The organism is Streptomyces cacaoi, from assembly GCF_006539165.1.
Lineage (GTDB): Bacteria > Actinomycetota > Actinomycetes > Streptomycetales > Streptomycetaceae > Streptomyces > Streptomyces cacaoi.
The window spans coordinates 1-4347 of record NZ_BJMM01000128.1 but is presented as its reverse complement, the minus strand read 5'-3'; the positions used below and the strand labels follow the sequence as shown (position 1 = coordinate 4347).

General features: G+C 71.0%; 5 protein-coding genes. 4 read left to right on the top strand and 1 reads right to left on the bottom strand.

The features are described from left to right. The coding region (locus tag SCA03_RS34430; protein ID WP_269145219.1) for an alpha-amylase family glycosyl hydrolase at window positions 1–457 on the bottom strand (457 nt) is incomplete at its 3' end. Window positions 458–697: 240 nt separating this feature from the next. Here SCA03_RS34430 and SCA03_RS34425 point away from each other — a divergent pair. From SCA03_RS34425 to SCA03_RS34410, 4 genes are all read left to right on the top strand, one after another. After that, window positions 698–1969 (top strand): extracellular solute-binding protein, encoded by a 1272-nt coding sequence (locus tag SCA03_RS34425; RefSeq protein WP_030879861.1) that lies wholly within the window; start codon window positions 698–700, stop codon window positions 1967–1969. Between the two features lie 47 nt (window positions 1970–2016). Next, a complete protein-coding gene (locus SCA03_RS34420) occupies window positions 2017–2895 on the top strand; it encodes a carbohydrate ABC transporter permease (RefSeq protein WP_051846742.1) in 879 nt (292 codons plus the stop codon). 86 nt (window positions 2896–2981) lie between these two features. After that, the gene (locus tag SCA03_RS34415; RefSeq protein WP_030879856.1) at window positions 2982–3788 is read left to right on the top strand and encodes a sugar ABC transporter permease; all 807 of its coding nucleotides are present in this window, start codon (window positions 2982–2984) and stop codon (window positions 3786–3788) included. Window positions 3789–3860: 72 nt separating this feature from the next. After that, on the top strand, window positions 3861–4347 hold a 487-nt coding region (locus SCA03_RS34410), incomplete at its 3' end, for an alpha-amylase family glycosyl hydrolase (protein ID WP_269145218.1).

Genomic DNA, 4347 nt, shown 5'->3' with positions numbered 1-4347 from the left:
GGCCGTCGGTGCCCTTGCCGGGGCGGAAGTGGTAGCGGGCGCGGGCCGCGGGGTCGCCGGCGAGTGCGGCGCGGAACCAGGGGTGCTGGTCGGAGGTGTGGTTGGGCACGACGTCGACGATGACGCGGAGGCCGAGCGCGTGTGCCTCGCCGATCAGGGCCTCGGCGTCGCCGAGTTCGCCGAAGCGGGGGTCGACGGCGCGGTAGTCGGAGACGTCGTAGCCGGCGTCGGCCTGGGGCGAGGCGTAGAAGGGCGTGAGCCAGAGCGCGTCGACGCCGAGGCCCGCGAGATAGGGCAGACGCTGCCGCACGCCGGGGAGGTCGCCGATGCCGTCGCCGTCGCTGTCCGCGAACGAGCGTACGTACACCTGGTAGATGACGGCGTCGCGCCACCAGCCGCGCGGCGGGTCGGGGCAACGCGTGGGCGAGGGGAGGGGGTTGACGGTGCGCTGGGTCATGAGGACCGGTCCTCTTGTCGGGCGGACCCCGGTGGGGGTCGCGCGGCACGGCGAGCCACTGTCACGGTGCAAACGCCGCCCGGCTGCGGGGAGTTACTGACCTTCCTGGAACCGGACGGCGCTCTTGCGGGTTTCTTTCAGAAAGTTTGCGCAAGGTCTTTCCGTCTGTCGACCCCGCTGTTACGTTCCTGCGCAGCCGAGCGCCGTGCGGTCGGCGTTCATCGTGCGAAGGGATCGGACATGCGGCGTGGCATAGGGGCGACCGCGGTGGCAGCGGCTCTGGCGCTTGCGGCAACGGCTTGCTCGGCCTCGGGCGCCGAGGACGGCGCGGGCAGCGGCAAGGTCGAGGGCACCGTCACCTTCTGGGACACCTCGAACGACGCCGAGAAGGGCGTCTACAAGAAGATCGCCGAGGACTTCGAGAAGCGGCATCCGAAGGTCGACGTCGAGTACGTGCACGTCAACTTCGGTGACGCCAACCAGAAGTTCAAGAACGCGGCGGGCGGAAACTCCGGCGCGCCGGACGTGATGCGCACCGAGGTCGCCTGGGTCGCGGACTTCGCCCGGCTCGGCTACCTCGCGCCGCTGGACGGCACCCCGGCCCTGGAGGACACCGGCGACCAGCTGAAGACGGCGGCGGGCTCCACGCGGTACAAGGGCAAGACGTACGCGGTACCGCAGGTCACCGACACGCTCGCGCTCTTCTACAACAAGCGGCTGCTGAAGAAGGCCGGTGTGGGGGTGCCCGGCTCCTTCGCCGAGCTGAAGAAGAACGCGCCGAAGATCAAGAAGCGCACCGGCGCCACGGCGCTCTATCTGCGCGGGGACGACCCGTACTGGTTCCTGCCCTACCTCTACGGCGCGGGCGGCGACCTCCTCGACCCCGGCAGGAAGCGGATCACCGTCGACGACGCGGCGGGCGTCGAGGCGTTCCGCACCATGAAGGACCTCGTCGACTCCGGGGCGGCCGTCACCGACTCCAGCGACGGCCAGGCCGGCGGGCTCCGGGCCTTCCAGGAGGGCAAGGTCGCCACGATCGTCGACGGGCCCTGGGACATCGCCGGCGCCCGCCAGGGCAAGGAGTTCAAGGGCGAGCTGAAGGACAACCTGGGTGTCGCGCCCGTGCCCGCCGGGACGAAGGGGCAGGGCTCCCCGCAGGGCGGCTGGAACCTGTCGGTCTACGCCGGCTCGAAGAATCTGCGCGCCGCGCAGGAGTTCGCCAAGTACATGGGCAGCGCCGAGGTGCAGAAGCGCACCACCCGCGAGCTGTCGCTGCTGCCGACGCGTCCCTCCGTCTACGCGGACCCCGAGGTGCGGGACAACGAGATGGTGAAGTTCTTCGAGCCCGCCGTGGACAAGGCCGTCCAGCGGCCCTGGATCCCCGAGGGCAACTCGCTGTTCGAGCCCATCCGCGTCGGCATGGACGGCGTGCTGTCCGGCGGCAGGTCGCCGTCCGCGGCGGCGAAGAAGACGGGCGAGGAGTTCCGCAAGCTCCTGAAGGACTACCGCTAGTGCGCCGCCTGGCCGCCCGCTGCGCGCCGCACTGGTACGCCTGGGCCATGGTCGCCCCGGTGGTGCTGGTGATCGCGCTGATCATCGGGTACCCCCTCGGGCGCGGGATCTTCCTCTCGCTGACGGACGCCGACGAGGCCAACGTCGAGCGCACCATCGGCGTCAACCACATCCCCGCCACCTACCGGTTCACCGGGCTGGAGAACTACACCCGCATCCTGTCCGACGGCGTCTTCTGGGACCGGCTGGGCTGGACGGTGGTGTGGACCGTCGGCTGCGTCGGCCTCACCTTCGTGCTCGGGCTGACGCTGGCGAACATGCTCAACCGGACGGTACGGGGCCGCACCTTCTACCGGGTGGCCATGATCGTGCCCTGGGGCATCCCCGCCTTCGTCTCCGTCTTCGCCTTCCGGATGCTCTACAACGAGCGGAACGGGCTGCTCAACAAGGTGCTGGAGGGCGGCGGCATCGACGGGGTGCCGTGGCTGGGCGACCCGTTCTGGGCGAAGATCGCCGTGATCGTGGTGAACGTGTGGCTCGGGGTGCCGTTCATGATCGTCGCCATGCTGGGGGCGCTCCAGTCCGTCCCCGCCCAGCTGCACGAGGCGGCACAGCTGGACGGCGCCGGGCCCTGGCAGCGGTTCACGCACATCACCCTGCCCGGCATCCGGCCCGTGGCCACGACCGTCGTCCTGCTGAGCACCATCTGGACGTTCAACATGTTCCCGGTGATCTTCCTGCTCACCCGGGGCGGGCCGGAGGACTCCACGGAGATCCTGGTGACCTACGCCTACCGGCTCTCCTTCCTCAACAGCCCGCGCGACTTCGCCGCCTCGGCGGCCTGGGGCGTGCTCATCCTGGTGCTGCTCGCGGGCTTCACCGTCGTCTACCGGCGGGCACTGCGCCGGCAGGGAGAGGTGTGGTGACCGTGCCGACGACGAACCCACGACGGGACGAACAGGCCCCGGGCGCGGCGGCGCGGGCGGGCCGGCCGCCCCGGGTCCGCTCCCCGCTGGCCTCCCTCGGGCTGCACGCGGGCCTGCTGTTCGGCACGCTGTGTGCGCTGCTGCCGCCGCTGTGGCTGCTGGTGACCTCGTTCAAACCGAAGAGCCAGTCGTGGTCCATGGCGCTGGTGAAGGACTTCACCCTGGCCAACTACGCCCATGTGCTGGGCGGGACCCGGTTCCTCACCTGGTTCGGCAACTCGCTGACCGTGGTGCTGGGCACCACCGTCGTCGGTGTGTTCATCGCCGCGACCACCGGCTACGCGCTCAGCCGCTTCCGGTTCCCCGGGATGCGTCCGCTGGTATGGGTGCTGCTGCTCACCCAGATGTTCCCGATGGCCGTGCTGATCGTGCCGCTCTACACGACGATGGCCAACCTCGGGCTCCTCAACCAGCCGCTCGGCCTGATCATCACGTATCTGACGATCGCGGTGCCGTTCTGCGCCTGGATGCTCAAGGGCTTCTTCGACACGATCCCCGTCGACATCGACGAGTCGGGCCGGGTGGACGGGCTCAACCCGTTCGGCACCTTCTGGCGGCTGGTGCTGCCGCTGGCCCGGCCGGGGATCGCGGTGACCGCCTTCTACAGCTTCGTCACCGCCTGGGCCGAGGTCGCCTACGCCACCGCGTTCATGACCGGCGAGGACAACCTCACGCTCGCCGGCGGGCTCCAGACCTTCGTCAACCGCTACGACACCGACTGGGGCGCCATGACGGCCGCCGCCGTGATCATCGCGGTGCCCGCCGGGCTCGTCTTCGGCTTCGCACAGAAGCACCTCGTGGCGGGCCTCACCGCCGGAGCGACCAAGTCCTGACCCGCGCCGCGGAGTGCACCCCGCCCGGCCCGCACCCTTCATCCATCCGCCCGCTCAGCCCCCAGGGGAGACATGAACCAGCACAGCAGCACCGCCGACCCCGTCGACGGGCCGGGCCCGGCACCGTCCCGCGCCGCGGCCCCGAGCGCGCACGGTGCCACACGCTGGTGGCGGGACGCGGTCATCTACCAGGTCTACCCGCGCTCCTTCGCCGACGGGAACGGCGACGGCATGGGCGACCTGGCCGGTGCCCGCGCCCGGCTGCCGCATCTCGCCGCGCTCGGCGTCGACGCCGTGTGGCTCAGCCCCTTCTACGCCTCCCCGCAGGCCGACGCCGGCTACGACGTCGCCGACTACCGCACCGTCGACCCGGTGTTCGGCACCCTGGACGACGCCGGGGCCCTCATCGCCGAGGCACACCGGCTGGGCCTGCGCGTCCTCGTCGACGTCGTGCCCAACCACTCCTCCGACCGGCACGCCTGGTTCCGCGCCGCGCTCGCCGGCGACCCCGCGGCCCGCGCCCGCTACCACTTCCGCCCCGGCAAGGGCACCGACGGTC

Bases quoted from the DNA above. Each gene is read 5' to 3' on its own strand.
- SCA03_RS34425 (WP_030879861.1), top strand. From the start codon at position 698: ATGCGGCGTGGCATAGGGGCGACCGCGGTGGCAGCGGCTCTGGCGCTT.
- SCA03_RS34420 (WP_051846742.1), top strand. From the start codon at position 2,017: ATGGTCGCCCCGGTGGTGCTGGTGATCGCGCTGATCATCGGGTACCCC.